Source organism: Thalassospiraceae bacterium LMO-JJ14 (assembly GCA_021555105.2).
Taxonomy (GTDB): Bacteria; Pseudomonadota; Alphaproteobacteria; order Rhodospirillales; family Casp-alpha2; genus UBA4479.
The window spans coordinates 1,848,317-1,862,562 of sequence record CP134604.1 but is presented as its reverse complement, the minus strand read 5'-3'; the positions used below and the strand labels follow the sequence as shown (position 1 = coordinate 1,862,562).

Genomic DNA, 14,246 nt, shown 5'->3' with positions numbered 1-14,246 from the left:
CACTCCTTGCCGGGATTGTCCTGGCTATGCTCGGTCGATGTCCGGGTTGAGAAAAGCCGAAGGGAGCAAAAATATGCCCTGCTATGAAAGCGTGTTCATCGCACGCCAAGACATCTCTGCGTCCCAAGCAGAGGGACTTACAGAAACCTTTTCGCAAATCATCTCGGGTAATGGCGGCAATGTCGTCAATACCGAAAGCTGGGGTTTGCGTTCTATTTCCTACCGTATCAAGAAAAACCGCAAAGGCCATTACGTGCTCATGAACATCGACGCTCCGGCGCCGGCGGTTCATGAAATGGAACGTCAGATGCGCATCCACGAAGACGTGCTGCGTTACATGACGATCCGTGTCGATGGCTTCGAGGAAGGCCCCTCGGCCATGCTGCGCAACAAGGATCGTGATGATCGCCCGCGCCGCAACGACCGCAACGATCGTGGTGACCGTGGTGACCGTCCGTCGCGCTTTGATGAAGACAAGCCCGAAGTCAAAAGCGACAGCAAAGAGGGAGAAGAATAATGAGACGTGGATTCTTCCGCCGCCGCAAAACCTGCCCGTTTTCGGGCTCGAATGCGCCGAAGATCGATTACAAGGATCTTAAACTGCTCGGCCGGTATGTTTCCGAGCGCGGCAAGATCGTCCCCAGCCGTATCACGGCTGTTTCTGCGAAGAAGCAACGGGAACTGGCCCGCGCTATCAAGCGCGCCCGCTTCCTCGGTCTGCTTCCCTACGTCCTTAAGTAAGGCGTAGGCGTAGACGCGCCCAAGCGGACAGACTGATTATGCCCTTCACCCCCATCATGGCGCTCAGCGCCGGAATTTGCAGCGCGATCGCGGTGTTCTCCATCGTGTTCGGCTCGATTCTGGCAATGCCGTTATTCTATCTGGCCCCCCTGCCGCTATATCTGGCAGGATTCGGGATCGGAACGAAGGGGGCGATTACCGCCGGTCTGACGGCGGTGTTTACCGCCGGACTGATCGGCAATGCATATACCGCCATTCCGTTCGCATTCGCCTATGCCGTACCGGCAATCGTGCTTTGCCAGTTGGCATTGCGTACTCAGCCCGACACCAACGGGAACCCGATCTGGTATCCAGCCGGAAATCTGATCGGCACCCTGACCGTTATCGGTGCCACGGCTCTCGTGTTTTTTGCCATGATGGCAATCATGGACGAGGGTGCGGGACCGCTACAGGAAATCGTCGCGGGGTTGATCGGCAGCGCACTGGAACGGATGGGGTCCGATATTCCCGCCGATGTCCGTGCAAATCTGGCCGGCAATCTGGCGCCTTTCTTCCCCGGTATGGCGGTCGCAAGCTGGGTCGTCATGCATCTGGTAAATGCGGCTGCCGGACAGGCTGCATTGGTGAAATCGGGGCGCAATCTGCGGCCGAAAATTTCCTATGCCGATATCACGCTGCCGGACTGGTGCTCGTGGCTGTTGGTCGGCGCAGGCGTTATCGCCCTCGTGGTTCCCGGAGACGGGAGCTATCTCGGGCGGAATCTTGTGATCGTGGCACTGGTGCCGTTTTTCCTGCTGGGGCTTGCCGTCGTGCATACCTTCGCGCGCAGGGTTTCAAACGGCATGTTGATGCTTGTCGCGTTTTACGTACTTCTCATGGTGCTCGGATGGACCGCGTTTCTGGTCGCCGGCGCTGGTGTTTTGGAACAATGGATCGGACTGCGCAACAGGATGCAGCCGGTCAATGACCAGGAGAGTGAATAATGGAAGTCATTCTGTTGGAGCGTATCGAAAAACTCGGTCAAATGGGCGACATCGTTTCCGTTAAGCCCGGCTTTGCCCGTAATTTTCTGCTCCCCCAAGGTAAAGCCCTTCGGGCAACCGATCAGAACAAGTCGCACTTTGAAGCGCAACGCGCGCAGCTCGAAGCCGACAACCTGAAAAGAAAATCAGAAGCCGAAGCCGTCGCGGCGAAGATGGGCGACTTGAAAGTCGTTCTGATCCGCCAGGCCGGTGATGCCGGTCAGCTTTACGGCTCGGTCACCGGGCGCGATATCGCCGATGCCGTCACGGCGGCCGGTACCACGATCCGCCGTGGTCAGGTGATCCTCGACAAGCCGATCAAGACCATCGGCATGCATGAGGTTCGCGTCCAGCTTCATGGCGAAGTGATCATTAGTGTAATCGCCAACATCGCCCGCTCGCTGGAAGAAGCGGAAACCCAGGAAACGACCGGCGCCGCCGTTCTTTCACTGGCACAGCAAGAACAGGCCGAAATCGAAGCGGAAGCTGAAGCTGCCGCCGAAGCCGCGGTTGCGGTTGCCGAACAGGCCGATGCGGTGTTCGAGGAAGGCGCTGCCGAAGAAGCTGTCGCCGAAGCCGAAGCCACGGCCGAAGCTGAAGCCGCCGCCGCAAACGAGCCGGTGGTCGAAGCTGTGCACCCCGTGCAGGAAGCCGCTGAAGAAGAAAAGCCCGAATAACGCTTCAGGCAGACTTGAGAATGACAAAGGGCGTGTCCGCAAGGGCGCGCCCTTTTGATTGGCGGAATGGGATGGGTTCCAAGACTCGATTTCAAAAGTCAACTGAGTTATTCGCGAGTTTTCCCCAGCTTCCACAGCATTCCACAGAAGAAAAAGCGCACATATTTCGTAAGGCGAGTATGGTCCGGCCATGGTTGCAAACACCCAAAACGCCCCCCAGGACCTTGTCCCGGACGACGACACGAGCGACCTCGATACCCCGGCATACCGTCAATTGCCGCGCAATATCGAGGCCGAGCGCGGTCTGTTGGGCGCCATTTTCGTGGACAACCGAGCGCTGGAACAAGTCGCTGAGTTCCTGCAGGCCGAACATTTCGCCCTGACCGCGCACGCGCGTATTTTCGAAGCCATGATGAAGCTGATCGATCGCGGCCAGATTGCTGACCCGACGACGCTTCGCCCCTACTTCGAAGCCGACAACTCCCTCGATGACATCGGCGGCGCGCAGTATCTGGCGCACCTGGCGGCCAGCGCCATCAACGTCATCAATGCGCGGGAATACGGGCGCATCATCTATGACATGCACCTGCGCCGCGAGCTGATCTCGCTGGGTGAGCGGGTCGTCAACGATGCCTACGACAACGACATCGATCAGGAAGCGACAACGCAGATCGAAGAAGCCGAACAGGCGCTCTACGACCTTGCCACCACCGGCGATTTCGATGGTGGTTTCCAGCCTTTCAAAAACGCCGTCATGGAAGCCATCAAGGTTGCCGACGCAGCGCACGCGCGACAGGGCGGGCTGGCCGGTGTCGGCACCGACCTGATCGATCTCGACAAGCTGCTCGGCGGTCTGCACCGCTCCGACCTTTTGATCCTTGCCGGACGTCCGGCCATGGGGAAAACCGCACTGGCGACCAACATCGCCTATAACGCCGCCAAGAACTTCGCCGACACAAAGGGCAACGAAGGTGCGGTTGTCGGGTTCTTCTCGCTGGAAATGTCGGCGGAACAGCTGGCCGCACGTATTCTGTCCGAGCAATCGAATGTGTCGTCGGACCGCATGCGCAAGGGCGAACTGACGAACGAGGAATTCTCCCGTCTGGCTCAGGCATCGAATGCGCTTCACGAAGTGCCGATCTTCATCGACGACACCCCGGCGCTGACCGTCAGTGCGCTCCGCACCCGGGCCAGGCGTCTGAAACGCCAGAGCAATCTCGGCATGATCGTGATCGACTATCTCCAGCTGATCTCAGGCAGCGCCAAGTCACGATCCGACGGGCGCGTGCAGGAAGTCTCGGAAATCACCCGTGGCCTGAAGACGCTAGCCAAAGAACTGGACGTGCCGGTGCTGGCCCTGTCGCAGCTTTCACGCCAGGTCGAAAACCGCGAAGACAAGCGCCCACAACTTGCCGATCTTCGCGAATCGGGGTCGATCGAGCAGGATGCCGACGTCGTCATGTTCATCTATCGTGACGAATATTATCTCGAAAAAGCCGAGCCCATGCAGCGCGCCGACGAAAGCGGTGAGAAGTTCGCACAGCGTCAGGCCGGCTGGGAAGAACGGGTCGAACGCGCCCGCGGCAAGGCCGAAGTCATCGTCGCCAAGCAGCGTCACGGTCCCGTGGGTTCCGTCAAACTGGCCTTCATCGGCGAGTTCACGCGCTTCGGAAATCTTGACCCGCATCACGAAGATTACTGAATATATCCGGTATGACGATCCCGGATGATCTTTATGCCGCGCGCCTGACCATCGACCTCGATACGGTCGCGGCGAACTATCGCCTATTGCAAGGGAAGCTCGACGCCGCCGGTGCCAAAGCCGGGGCCGCGGTCAAGGGTGACGGTTACGGTCTCGGCGCGCGGCCGGTCGTGCGTGCCCTCGCTCACGCCGGATGCGTGGATTTCTTCGTCGCCCATCCGCACGAAGGCGTCATTGTGCGCGAAGAGCTGCCCGATGTCCGTGTGCATGTCCTTAACGGCCCCCTGCCCGACGCCGTCGACGACTATCTGCATTACGGCCTGACGCCGGTACTGAACTCACTCGGCGATATCGCGTTGTGGCGCGATGCTGCAAAGGTTCGGGGCAAGGCGCTGAAGGCCCACGTCCACATCGATACCGGCATGTGCCGTCTCGGCCTCGACCTCGCAGAAACGGAGACCTTTCTGGGCGATGCCGATGCGCTGCTGGATGGCATCGATCTCGGCCTGGTGATGAGCCACCTGGCCAGCGCCGACGTTAACGAAAGCGATCAGAGTGCGCGACAGCTTGCCCTGTTCAAGGCGGCGTTTGGGCGGCTTGGCCGGGGCACACCGTCACTCTGCAATTCATCGGGCGTCTTTCTCGGCGCCGATTATCATTTCGCCGTGGCCCGGCCGGGAGTCGCGCTCTATGGCGGCAACCCGACACCGCATCTGGCCAACCCTATGGCCAACCCGGTGCGGCTGGAAGCGCGTATCCTGCAGGTGCGCCACGTCGCGCCGCCGGAAACAGTCGGCTATGGCGCCACGCATCCGGTCACGGGGCCCAGAAGAATTGCCACGGTGCCGGTCGGCTACGCCGACGGTTATCACCGTGCCGGCTCGGACACCGGCTTTGCCAGCATCGACGGGCACAAGGCCCCGATTGCCGGGCGCGTTTCGATGGATCTGATCACACTGGACGTCACCGATGTGCCCGAACACCTGGCCCAGCCCGGCGTCATGGCCGAATTCATGGGTGCGCACCGCACACCCGACGATCTGGCAAAGGATTGGCAGACCATCCCCTATGAAGTATTAACCGGACTCGGGCGGCGCTACGCCCGCACGTATAAAGGGACTGGTGCATGATTAATCCGTTGCGGCCGATTGGTGGAGGGTTCCTCGCGTTTCTCGCCACGACCGGCAGATTGGCCATGTTTACACTCAACGCCGTTTCGCATTGCGTGCGACCGCCGTTCTATGGCCGCCAGCTTTTGCGCCAGATCATCGAGATCGGCTTCTTTACCCTGCCCGTCGTCGGGTTGACGGCGATCTTTGCCGGGATGGTGCTGGCACTGCAGAGCTATACCGGCTTCGCGCGCTTCTCTGCCGAAGGCGCGATCGCCAACGTCGTCGTCCTTTCGATTACCCGCGAGCTAGGCCCCGTCTTGGGCGGGTTGATGATCGCCGGGCGCATTGGCGCCGCCATGGCCGCCGAAATCGGCACCATGCGCGTGACCGAACAGGTCGATGCCCTGACCACGCTGTCCACCAACCCGATGAAGTATCTGGTCGCACCGCGCCTGATCGCCGGGACGGTGATGCTGCCGCTGGTGATTTTCATCGCCGACATCATCGGTGTCTTCGGCGGCTATCTGGTATCGGTCTATAAATTGGGCTTCAACCCGTCGAACTATCTGCAGAACACGTGGGAGTTCATGGAACCCATGGACGTGATTTCCGGTCTCGTCAAAGCGTCGGTGTTCGGTTTCATCACGACGCTGATGGGCTGTTATCACGGCTTTTATTCCGCCGGCGGCGCACAGGGCGTCGGCAAGGCGACGACCAATGCGGTGGTTTCGGCATCGATCCTGATTCTCTGCCTCAACTATATCCTGACCCTTTTGTTCTTCACCAAAGATGTCACAGGATAATCTCGCCAAGATCCGTCTGTCGGGCGTTCGCAAGAGCTTTGCGAACGGACGCAAGGTGGTGCTGGATCATGTCGATTTGGATATCGGCAAGGGCGAAAGCGTGGTCATCATCGGCGGCTCGGGCACCGGCAAGTCCGTCACCATCAAATGCATGCTCGGCCTGATGAAACCCGACAGCGGCTCGATCACCATCGACGGCCGCGAGGTCACGACCATGTCGCCGGGCGAACGCGAAGGCATCAACCGGCAGGTCGGCATGCTGTTTCAGGCCGCCGCGCTGTTCGATTCATTGCCGGTCTGGGAAAACGTCGCCTTCGGCCTTTTGGCCCGCAATCAATGCAAGCGCGCCGATGCGCGTGACATCGCCGCCGAGAAACTGCGCCTCGTCGGGCTGGCGCCGGACGTCCTCGATCTGTCGCCGTCGGAACTGTCGGGCGGCATGCAGAAACGTGTCGGCCTGGCCCGCGCCATCGCCACCGAACCGGAAATCATCTTTTTCGACGAGCCGACCACCGGCCTTGACCCGATCATGGCCGACGTCATCAACAACCTGATCGTGCACGTCAACCAGACCGTCGGCGCCACAGCCGTGACCATCACCCATGACATGGCGTCTGCGCGCAAGATCGGCGACAGGATCGCCATGCTTTATGACGGCCGGATTATCTGGGCCGGGCCGACCGACGCCATTGACCATTCTGACAACGCATACGTCGATCAGTTCATCCACGGCCGCGCCGACGGCCCGATCAAGATGGCGGTTAGGGGTTAGACACCAACCCGCTCATCCTTCGAGACGCAGCGAAGCTGCTCCTCACGATGAGGCAGAAATCAAACCAAGCCGTCCAGCTCGGGCATTTCATAAAGTTGGAACAGCGGTCCGCTCTTTTCGCGCTTCCGGACATTCGCGCATATCCGGGCAATGTTCTGCGAGCGCGCCAGCAATGCCGGCGTGTCGTAGTGCCAGCACACCGTGGCCGCGAGATAGATATCCAGAAGTGAATAATCCGCCCCAAGGAACCAGGGGCCGTCGCCGACTTCGGCTTCGATCACTTCGAACGCACGGTCCCACCGCTCGGCGGCAGCCTTGCGGACCCCGTCGATGCCGGCTCGGTCGGACGTGTAGCGGTCGGCGTAACTGTATCGCAGATCACATTCGTAGATATTGCACAGGATATGCATCAGCCAGCGATAGACTTTTGCCCGCGCCTCGCCGGCGACGGGGGGCAGCATGCAGCTTTCCGGGTGCCGTTCAGCCAAGCTCAGGGCAATCGCCGCCGATTCGCACAAAACCGTGCCATCCGGCAGAACGAGCGCCGGAATCTGCTTCATCGGTGAAATCTTCTCGAACGCCGGATCGTCGACACGGCCGTCGGTCCTGTTGACGAGTTTTCGTGTAAAATCGATGCCTGCCTCGCTGAGCACCACATCCGGAGCGATTGCGCTGGTTCGTGGCCCCCAATAAAGCGTGTACATGATCGAAAATCCTTCCGCTAAGTTGCGCGGAGTCTAACTCCGCATCATTGAAAAAACGAGGCCGCTTGCGACAACGCCCGGATTGGCTTAAGCCTCAATCTCCGTCGGCTAAGGGAGCGAGGCTTGGCCAAAGCAAAATCCGTTTACGTCTGCCAGGAATGCGGCGCCACACATCCGAAATGGATGGGCCGTTGCGATGCCTGTGGTGCCTGGAACAGCCTGACAGAGGAAACCGGGACCGAAAGTGCGCCCAAGGGGCTTGGCTCCAAACGCGGCAAAAAAATCGAATTCGTCGGTCTGGACGGCCATGAAAAAGACCCGCCGCGCCGTGTCGCCGGCATCGAAGAGTTCGACCGTGTGCTCGGTGGCGGTCTCGTCCCCGGCTCCGCCGTGCTGGTCGGCGGCGATCCGGGCATCGGCAAATCGACCCTGCTGATGCAGGTCACGGCGAAGCTCGCCGGGTCGGGCAAGACGCTCTATATCTCAGGCGAGGAAGCAATCGCCCAACTCAGGTTGCGCGCCCGCCGGCTTGGTCTCGACAAGGCCCCCGTGTCGCTCGCCGCCGCCACCAATGTGCGCGATATCGTCTCGACCCTAGACACGCCCGATCATATCGATGTGGTGGTGATCGATTCCATTCAGACCATGTATCTGGACAATCTAGAATCCGCCCCCGGCACCGTCTCGCAGGTCCGTGCATCGGCACAGGAACTGATCCGTCTCGCCAAGCGGCGCGGCTTCGCGCTGTTGCTGGTCGGTCATGTGACCAAGGAAGGCACCATCGCCGGACCGCGCGTGCTCGAACACATGGTCGATACCGTACTGCACTTCGAAGGCGAGCGTTCGCACCAGTTCCGCATTCTTCGCGCCGTCAAGAACCGCTTCGGTCCGGCCGACGAGATCGGCGTCTTCGAAATGTCGGATGGCGGGCTTGTCGAAGTCACGAACCCGTCGGAGCTGTTTCTGGGCGAACGCGAAGGCGATGTCTCGGGGGCGGCGGTGTTCGCCGGGATCGAGGGGACGCGCCCGGTTCTGGTTGAAATTCAGGCACTTGTCGCGCCCAGCGCGCTGGCGACGCCCCGGCGCGCCGTTATCGGCTGGGACAGTGGCCGGCTGGCGATGGTCATGGCAGTGCTGGATGCGCGTTGCGGGCTTGCATTGGGGCCGCTGGATGTGTACCTCAACGTCGCCGGGGGGTTGAAGATTTCCGAACCGGCCGCCGATCTTGCCGTTGCAGCAGCGCTGCTTTCGTCGGAAAGCGGGGACGCCATTTCCGGTCCCACGGTGATATTCGGTGAAATCGGTTTATCCGGTGAAATCCGGCCCGTTTCCCGGATCGACGCACGCCTGAAGGAGGCCGCAAAGTTGGGATTCACCCGTGCCATCGTACCGCGTGTCCGTGCTTCCAAGCGTGCGAAAAACCCCGACCATGGTCTCGAGATGATTGAAATCGCGCATCTGCGCGAGTTAGCGGATGCCATTCTGCCAACGGCGCGCAGCCACAGGGCGTTGGGCTGAGGTCGGAACATGGACGCCATCAACGATCTGCCGATCAATGTCGTCGATGTCGGCGTTCTCCTCATCCTTCTGGTTTCCGCCGTACTCGCCTATGCGCGCGGCTTCGTACACGAAGTGCTGTCCGTCGGCGGTTGGGTCGGGGCGATTTTCGCGACGTTTTACGGCTTTCCGTATGCCAAACCGTTTGCCCGCAAGTATATCTCGCTGGATCTCGCTGCGGACCTCGCCGCAGGTACGGTGATCTTCATCGTCACGCTGGTATTCCTGTCGCTGATCACCCGCGCCATCGCCAAGAAGGTTCAGGCCAGCGCGCTCAACGTGCTCGACCGGTCGCTCGGCTTTTTGTTCGGCCTGGCACGCGGTGCGGTTCTCGTCTGCGTCGCCTATATCGGGCTGGAACTGATCATGCCCGAGGAAGACCAGCCGGCCATAATCCGCGATGCCCGCACCATGCAGTTGATAAAACCCGGCGCCGAATTACTTAAAACCCTGGTGCCGGACCAGATTTCCGGGAAATCGGCGGGCGGCGGTAAAACCAATATCGACGTCAAGGGATTGCTGTCCCCGACCCCGAAACAGCAAGACGCCCCGGCCCGGGACGGATACAATGCCGATCAGCGCAAAAATCTTGAGCGCCTGATCGACGGCACAGGTTCCAATCAGTGAACGAAAGCGCTAGGATGCCCGCGATGATGAACTCTACGGACCCCTTCCTCGATGACGACCACCCGCACGAGGAATGCGGATTATTCGGCATATTCGGACATATCGACGCCGCCGCGCACACCGCGCTCGGCTTGCATGCACTCCAGCATCGCGGACAGGAAGCCGTCGGCATCGTCTCCTATGACGGCGAACAGTTTCACAGCCACCGCGCGCTCGGTCTGGTCGGCGACAACTTTTCATCCGAAGAAGTCATCAAGCAACTGCCTGGCCACACCGCCATCGGGCACGTCCGCTACTCGACAACCGGCGACACGGTCATCCGTAACGTGCAGCCGCTTTTCGCCGAGTTTAAATTCGGCGGCCTGGCCGTCGCCCACAACGGCAATCTGACCAACTCCTATGCCGTGCGGCGCGCACTGATCGAACGCGGCAGCATCTTCCAATCGACCAGCGATACCGAAACAATCATTCACCTGATCGCGCGCAGCGAATACGGCCGCGTCGTCGACCGCCTGACCGATGCCATCTCGCAGCTCGAAGGCGCCTATTCGCTGGTCGCCATGACCGGCAAGAAGCTGATCGGCGTTCGCGACCCGCATGGCGTCCGCCCGCTGGTCATCGGCAGGGTCGGCGATTCCTATATCATCACGTCGGAAACCTGTGCGCTGGACATCATCGGCGCCAAGTTCGTCCGCGATGTCGATCCCGGTGAAATCGTCATCATCGATGAAAACGGTCTGCATTCGCTAAAGCCGTTCACCAAGAAACCGCGCCGCTTCTGCATCTTCGAATATATCTACTTCGCGCGCCCCGACAGTATGATCGAAGGCCGCCACGTGTATGCCGTGCGGAAGAATATCGGCAAGGAACTGGCCCGCGAAAGCCATGTCGATGCCGACGTCATCGTGCCGGTACCGGACAGTGGCGTGCCTTCTGCAATCGGCTATGCACAGGAATCCGAAATCCCGTTCGAGCTCGGCATCATCCGCAACCACTATGTCGGCCGCACCTTTATCGAACCGACGGCACAGATCCGGAACCTCGGTGTGCGCCTCAAGCACAATGCGAACCTGGGATCGATCAAGGGCAAGCGGGTTATCCTCGTCGACGATTCCATTGTCCGCGGCACAACCTCGACCAAGATCGTCGAAATGGTCCGCGCTGCGGGGGCGACCGAAGTTCACATGCGTGTTTCCTCGCCGCCGACGACGCATTCATGCTTTTACGGCATCGACACGCCGGAACGCGAACAGCTAATGGCGTCGCAGCACAACGTACAGCAAATGGCCGATATCATCGGCGTCGACAGCCTGGCATTCATTTCCATCGATGGTCTTTACCGCGCCGTCGGCGAAGCGAAACGCGATGCCGAAATACCGCAATACTGCGATGCCTGCTTTACCGGCGAGTATCCGATACCGCTTGTCGACCGCGATGGCGGCGGCCTTCCGAAACAGTTATCCCTGCTCGCCGAACGGGACTAGACGGGAATCTCATCAATGACCAAACGACTGGACGGACGTATCGCCCTGATCACGGGTGCATCGCGCGGCATCGGCCGCGCCGTTGCGAAACGCTTTGCCGAGGAAGGCGCGCACCCGATCCTCGTTGCCCGCACACAAGGCGCGCTTGAGGAACTCGATGACGAGATCCGCACCGCTTACGGGATTGAATCGACGCTGGTGCCGCTCGATCTCAGGGATTTCGACGCCATCGACAAGGTCGGCGCAGCGATGTACGAGCGTTTCGGCCGTCTGGATGTTCTGATCGCCAATGCCGGGCTGCTGGGCGTGCTGACACCGATGCACCAACTCGACCCTAAGGTCTGGAACGACGTTATGAGCGTCAACCTGACGGCATGTTGGCGGCTGACCCGCTCAATGGACCCGCTTCTCAGGGCGTCCGACAGCGGCCGCGCGATCTATGTGACGTCGACGGTCGGACACGAGCCGCGTGCCTTCTGGGGCGCCTATGCCATTTCCAAGGCCGGACTGGAGATGATGGCCAAGGTTTATGCCGAGGAAACGCGCAAATCGAACATCCGCGTCAATCTCGTCAATCCGGGGCCGACACGGACCGGCATGCGCGCCGCCGCCATGCCCGGCGAGAACCCGGAAACCCTGAAAACCCCGGAAAGCATCGCCCACGAATTCGTCAGACTGGCCGAAGCCGGCTGCGAGTTGCACGGCGAAATGATTACGGCTGAAGCTGAATAATCGGGGCCTGCCTTACGCAACCTTCGAGACGGCCTTTCGGCCTCCTCAGGATGAGGGTCTGATAATATACGCCTCATGCTGTGGAGGACGCGTAGCGTCCGTCTCGAAGCATGGCGCCTCTCAGGAAGTCCGCTCAGACCTCTTCGGCGATGATGATTTCCGCCGACAGCCTGGCCATGCCCGCCTTGATCTCGCCCTTCAGGGGGATATCGGTAACGATAATGTCCACGTCCTCAAGCCCGCCGACCTTGACCGGTGCGGTGCGGCCGAACTTGGTGTGATCGACCAGCACGACCTTGGTGCGGCCCTGTGACAGCATCTGCGTTCTGAGCTCGGCGGCTTCGCGGGTGTAATCCATTATCCAGGGATGATTAGCGAACGCCGCCGCACCGACGAAACAGAAATCCGGATAATAATTGGCCAGCATGGCGGTCGCATCGCGCCCGACCAGCGCCCCTTCGCTGGCCAGCAGCTCCCCCCCCGTCAGGTAAACATGATTGTCGTTCCGCCCGCCCAGGCGTTGAGCAATATGAATATCGTTGGTGTAGACCGTCAGACGGCGGCGCTCCATCAAGCTCTCGGCAAGGCAAAGCGTGGTGGTACCGGAATCGATGAGCAACGTAGAATCGTCCGTTACCATTTCCGCGGCAACCCGGCCGATCGCCCTTTTGCCGTCGATATTGACGGCCATCCGTTCATCGAAAACCGGCTCCGAATGATCGAGCGCCAAAGCCCCGCCATGGGTCTTGCGAAGCCGGGTATCGTGCGCAAGTTTGGTGATATCGCGGCGGATCGTTTCCTGTGAGACCTTCAAGCGGCGGTGCAGGTCACTGACCGAGACAGACCCCCGCTCGTTGACAATTTCGAGAATTTTCGCACGTCGCTCTTCTGCCAGCATGCCCTCAGTCCCCGGTCCGATGTCGCGCTTCTGTTCGGCGCAGTTAACATCCACATTAGCGTGTAAATAACCGCAGGAGCCGACCTACATCAAACTTTCTTTACAAATAGATTTTGCGCTACCCCCAGCGGCTTTGATTGGCTAATCTTTATGCACGATGGCAAACAGTAAAAGTATTGCACTTTCAATCATCACCTTAATTTCGGATCGACGCACACGCTTGCTATATTCGCGATGACCGGTTTTGTTGACAATATTGGCTTTTTGCCTGTTTGATCACTTCATCAATATTGCAACCAGGGAGCTAGGAGTACCAATAATGAATGCAGGATTTTCAAAATTTCTCAAAAGCATGACGCTCGGGGCCGCCGCCCTCGGCATCATGTCCGCAACACCGGCCTCGGCAGTCGAACTGACCGTTTACACCGCCGTCGAAGCCGATGAACTGGCAGGTTTCAAAAAAGCCTTCGAAAGTGACACCCCAGGCGTCACCATCAACTGGATCCGCGATTCCACCGGTATCGTGACATCGAAACTGATGGCCGAAAAAGACAACCCGCAGGCCGACGTTGTGTGGGGCCTCGCCGCCACCAGCCTGATGCTGCTCGGCAACGAAGGCTACTTCCAGGGTTATGCACCGAAGGGTCTCGACAAGCTTGAGTCGAAATTCTACGACCAGGTCAACAAGGCCCCGCAGTGGGTCGGCCAGCGCGCGTGGATTGCTTCGGTCTGCTATAACACCGTCGAAGCTAAAAAAGCCAATCTGCCGATCCCGACCGATTGGAACGACCTGACCAAGCCGGTCTACAAGGGCCATGTCATCATGCCGAACCCGAACTCGTCGGGGACCGGCTTCCTCGATGTTTCGAGCTGGATGCAAATGATGGGTGAAGACGCTGCGTGGAAATACATGGATGCCCTGCACGAGAACATCTCGCGCTACACGCACTCCGGTTCCGCACCGTGCAAACTGGCCGCGCGCGGCGAAACGGCGATCGGTGTATCTTTCGCCTATCGTGGCGCCAAGTCGAAGTCCGAAGGTGCACCGCTTGAAGTCATCGCGCCGACACCGGGCGTTGGCTGGGACCTCGAAGCTTTTGCCATCGTTCACAACACCAAGAATCTGGACGCCGCGAAAAAACTGGCCGACTGGTCCGTCAGCGAAAAAGCCATGGCGATGTACAACGAGTCGTATGCCGTCGTGTCCATGAAAGGCAAATCCAAGCCGGTTCCGAACTTCCCGGCCGGGATCGAAGGCAAAATGATCAACAACGACTTTGCCTGGGCCGCCGCCAACCGCATCCGTATTCTGGATGAATGGCGCAAGCGCTACGACAGCAAGTCCGATCCGAAGTAAGCGGTCCGGATAACGAAACTGGAAAGCCCCGGGCGGAAATTTCCCCCGGGGCGATCCA

14 protein-coding genes and 1 pseudogene are annotated in these 14,246 nt (G+C 59.8%); 13 read left to right on the top strand and 2 right to left on the bottom strand.

The genetic code is table 11. The features are described 5' to 3' along the window. The first annotated feature begins 73 nt into the window (after window positions 1-73). The 8 genes and pseudogenes from rpsF to L2D14_08915 all read left to right on the top strand — a co-directional run bounded on the left by rpsF (window position 74) and on the right by L2D14_08915 (window position 6,829). Entirely contained in the window at window positions 74-517 is a 444-nt protein-coding gene (gene rpsF, locus L2D14_08950; GenBank protein WNK01666.1) for a 30S ribosomal protein S6, read from the top strand. Continuing rightward, window positions 517-741 carry a 30S ribosomal protein S18 gene (gene rpsR, locus L2D14_08945; protein ID WNK01546.1) on the top strand — a complete coding sequence of 75 codons (225 nt, stop codon included), beginning with the start codon at window positions 517-519 and terminating at the stop codon, window positions 739-741. The genes rpsF and rpsR overlap by 1 nt, the downstream gene beginning before the upstream one ends. 38 nt (window positions 742-779) lie before the next feature. Next, the gene (locus tag L2D14_08940; protein WNK01545.1) at window positions 780-1,724 is read left to right on the top strand and encodes a DUF2232 domain-containing protein; all 945 of its coding nucleotides are present in this window, start codon (window positions 780-782) and stop codon (window positions 1,722-1,724) included. Beyond that, a pseudogene (rplI, locus tag L2D14_08935) lies at window positions 1,724-2,278 on the top strand (50S ribosomal protein L9). Before L2D14_08940 ends, rplI begins: the two are co-directional and overlap by 1 nt. Before the next feature lie 352 nt (window positions 2,279-2,630). Next, window positions 2,631-4,142 carry a replicative DNA helicase gene (locus L2D14_08930; protein WNK01544.1) on the top strand — a complete coding sequence of 504 codons (1,512 nt, stop codon included), beginning with the start codon at window positions 2,631-2,633 and terminating at the stop codon, window positions 4,140-4,142. A gap of 11 nt (window positions 4,143-4,153) precedes the next feature. After that, on the top strand, window positions 4,154-5,272 hold the full coding sequence (gene alr / locus L2D14_08925) for an alanine racemase (GenBank protein ID WNK01543.1): 1,119 nt from the start codon (window positions 4,154-4,156) through the stop codon (window positions 5,270-5,272). Then, window positions 5,269-6,057 carry an ABC transporter permease gene (locus L2D14_08920; GenBank protein WNK01542.1) on the top strand — a complete coding sequence of 263 codons (789 nt, stop codon included), beginning with the start codon at window positions 5,269-5,271 and terminating at the stop codon, window positions 6,055-6,057. The genes alr and L2D14_08920 overlap by 4 nt, the downstream gene beginning before the upstream one ends. Next, window positions 6,044-6,829: an ATP-binding cassette domain-containing protein gene (locus L2D14_08915; protein WNK01541.1), complete on the top strand. Its 786-nt coding sequence runs from the start codon at window positions 6,044-6,046 to the stop codon at window positions 6,827-6,829. Before L2D14_08920 ends, L2D14_08915 begins: the two co-directional genes overlap by 14 nt. Before the next feature lie 59 nt (window positions 6,830-6,888). Here the strand turns inward: L2D14_08915 and L2D14_08910 are convergent, their stop codons facing one another. Next, on the bottom strand, window positions 6,889-7,533 hold the full coding sequence (locus L2D14_08910; protein WNK01540.1) for a glutathione S-transferase family protein: 645 nt from the start codon (window positions 7,531-7,533) through the stop codon (window positions 6,889-6,891). Window positions 7,534-7,656: 123 nt separating this feature from the next. Here L2D14_08910 and radA point away from each other — a divergent pair, with 123 nt between their 5' ends. Genes radA through L2D14_08890 form a run of 4 tightly spaced genes read left to right on the top strand, consistent with a single transcriptional unit; the run spans window position 7,657 to window position 11,933 of the window. After that, on the top strand, window positions 7,657-9,051 hold the full coding sequence (gene radA, locus L2D14_08905) for a DNA repair protein RadA (protein ID WNK01539.1): 1,395 nt from the start codon (window positions 7,657-7,659) through the stop codon (window positions 9,049-9,051). Between the two features lie 9 nt (window positions 9,052-9,060). Then, a complete protein-coding gene (locus L2D14_08900) occupies window positions 9,061-9,717 on the top strand; it encodes a CvpA family protein (protein ID WNK01538.1) in 657 nt (218 codons plus the stop codon). A 26-nt stretch (window positions 9,718-9,743) separates the two neighbouring features. Beyond that, window positions 9,744-11,201: an amidophosphoribosyltransferase gene (gene purF / locus L2D14_08895; protein ID WNK01665.1), complete on the top strand. Its 1,458-nt coding sequence runs from the start codon at window positions 9,744-9,746 to the stop codon at window positions 11,199-11,201. A gap of 15 nt (window positions 11,202-11,216) precedes the next feature. Continuing rightward, a complete protein-coding gene (locus L2D14_08890; GenBank protein WNK01537.1) occupies window positions 11,217-11,933 on the top strand; it encodes an SDR family NAD(P)-dependent oxidoreductase in 717 nt (238 codons plus the stop codon). A gap of 133 nt (window positions 11,934-12,066) precedes the next feature. Here the strand turns inward: L2D14_08890 and L2D14_08885 are convergent, their stop codons facing one another. Continuing rightward, window positions 12,067-12,885: a DeoR/GlpR family DNA-binding transcription regulator gene (locus L2D14_08885; GenBank protein ID WNK01536.1), complete on the bottom strand. Its 819-nt coding sequence runs from the start codon at window positions 12,883-12,885 to the stop codon at window positions 12,067-12,069. A 265-nt stretch (window positions 12,886-13,150) separates the two neighbouring features. Here L2D14_08885 and L2D14_08880 point away from each other — a divergent pair, with 265 nt between their 5' ends. Next, window positions 13,151-14,188: a putative 2-aminoethylphosphonate ABC transporter substrate-binding protein gene (locus L2D14_08880; GenBank protein ID WNK01535.1), complete on the top strand. Its 1,038-nt coding sequence runs from the start codon at window positions 13,151-13,153 to the stop codon at window positions 14,186-14,188. Window positions 14,189-14,246: the final 58 nt, after the last annotated feature.

Excerpts from the sequence above, each read along its gene's own strand:
- L2D14_08900 (WNK01538.1), top strand. The coding sequence starts at position 9,061 with ATGGACGCCATCAACGATCTGCCGATCAATGTCGTCGATGTCGGCGTT.
- rpsF (WNK01666.1), top strand. The coding sequence starts at position 74 with ATGCCCTGCTATGAAAGCGTGTTCATCGCACGCCAAGACATCTCTGCG.
- L2D14_08880 (WNK01535.1), top strand. The coding sequence starts at position 13,151 with ATGAATGCAGGATTTTCAAAATTTCTCAAAAGCATGACGCTCGGGGCC.
- L2D14_08910 (WNK01540.1), bottom strand. The coding sequence starts at position 7,533 with ATGTACACGCTTTATTGGGGGCCACGAACCAGCGCAATCGCTCCGGAT.
- rpsR (WNK01546.1), top strand. The coding sequence starts at position 517 with ATGAGACGTGGATTCTTCCGCCGCCGCAAAACCTGCCCGTTTTCGGGC.
- alr (WNK01543.1), top strand. The coding sequence starts at position 4,154 with ATGACGATCCCGGATGATCTTTATGCCGCGCGCCTGACCATCGACCTC.
- L2D14_08915 (WNK01541.1), top strand. The coding sequence starts at position 6,044 with ATGTCACAGGATAATCTCGCCAAGATCCGTCTGTCGGGCGTTCGCAAG.
- L2D14_08940 (WNK01545.1), top strand. The coding sequence starts at position 780 with ATGCCCTTCACCCCCATCATGGCGCTCAGCGCCGGAATTTGCAGCGCG.
- L2D14_08890 (WNK01537.1), top strand. The coding sequence starts at position 11,217 with ATGACCAAACGACTGGACGGACGTATCGCCCTGATCACGGGTGCATCG.
- L2D14_08920 (WNK01542.1), top strand. The coding sequence starts at position 5,269 with ATGATTAATCCGTTGCGGCCGATTGGTGGAGGGTTCCTCGCGTTTCTC.
- purF (WNK01665.1), top strand. The coding sequence starts at position 9,744 with ATGAACTCTACGGACCCCTTCCTCGATGACGACCACCCGCACGAGGAA.
- L2D14_08930 (WNK01544.1), top strand. The coding sequence starts at position 2,631 with ATGGTTGCAAACACCCAAAACGCCCCCCAGGACCTTGTCCCGGACGAC.